This is a genomic window from Flavobacterium panacis (genome assembly GCF_024649945.1).
GTDB lineage: Bacteria > Bacteroidota > Bacteroidia > Flavobacteriales > Flavobacteriaceae > Flavobacterium > Flavobacterium panacis.
The window spans coordinates 1-1,274 of the sequence record NZ_JANKMS010000036.1; the positions used below are offsets into that span (position 1 = coordinate 1).

1 protein-coding gene is annotated in these 1,274 nt (G+C 42.2%); it reads left to right on the top strand.

Going from position 1 to position 1,274, the window contains the following annotated elements:
* Window positions 1–57 precede the first annotated feature (57 nt).
* On the top strand, window positions 58–1,274 hold a 1,217-nt coding region (locus NQQ59_RS25220), incomplete at its 3' end, for a non-ribosomal peptide synthetase (protein WP_257698481.1).

Here is a 1,274-nt window from a genome sequence, read left to right on the forward strand (position 1 = left end):
TCTCTGCAGTATGCGGACTATGCGATCTGGCAGAGAAAGTATCTGGAAGGAGCAGTATTGGAATCCCAGTTGTCGTACTGGCAGGAGCAGCTGCATGACGTGGCCACCTTAGCGCTGCCAACAGATTATCCACGTCCTTCTGTGCAGAGTACAGCAGGGCTGACGACCTCTCTGGTCTTGGATCAGCAACTTAGTGAGTCCTTAAATGCATTGTGTCAAAGAGAAGGTGTTACCCTGTTTATGCTGCTGCTGTCAGGCTTTAAGGTATTGTTGTCGCGATACAGCGGACAGGATGATATCTGTGTTGGTACTTCTATTGCGAACCGTACCCAAGCGGAGTTGGAAGGTATGATTGGATTTTTTGTAAATGTACTGGCACTGCGCAGTGATTTAGGAGGTAATCCAAGTTTCAGTGAGCTTTTACGAAGAGTAAAGGAAACAACATTGGGTGGTTATGACCATCAGCTCGTTCCATTTGAGAAAGTAGTCGATAAAGTGATTACCAATCGGGACAGAAGCAGGAGTCCATTGTTTCAGGTAGCATTTGTATTGCAAAATACACCAGAGGGATTATCTGAATCAGGAGAAGGAAATGGTTTAGAAGGTCTTACACTTTCAGATTATGAGTTTGATACCGTTACATCTCAGTTTGATTTGACGCTGAATGTATCAGAGGAAGATAGTGGTATTGGATTGGATATCGTATATTGCACAGCTTTGTTTGACAAGGCTACCATTGATCGCATGCTATTGCATTACAAGGAGTTGTTGATTTCAGTTGTCAATGATGTTCATCAGCCTCTGGATGCCCTTTCTATGCTCAATGCAACGGAGAAAGACCAGTTGTTGAATGTTTTTAATGCGACTGATTTTGAATATCCAAAGGATAAAACACTGGTTGATTTGTTTGAGGAGCAGGCTGTTAAAACTCCAGAAGCTGCAGCTTTGGTTTTTGAAGGCCTGGTTATGACTTATAAAGAACTAGACGAGAGGTCAAATCAACTGGCCCGTTATTTGGAATCGATGGGTGTGATTAGTGATTCTCGAATAGGAATCTTGTTTAACAGAAGTTTTGATATGATCGTTGGTATCCTGGGTATCCTGAAATCCGGATGTACTTATGTTCCTTTGGATCCAGGCTTGCCTTCCAAACGATTGTCCTATATACTTGAGGATTCAGGGGTTAATTTCCTTCTGTACCAAGAAGAATCGTTATTGTCGAGTTTATCTGTTTCGGAGTTTATTTTCTTTTTGGATATAAGGGAATCTTTGAG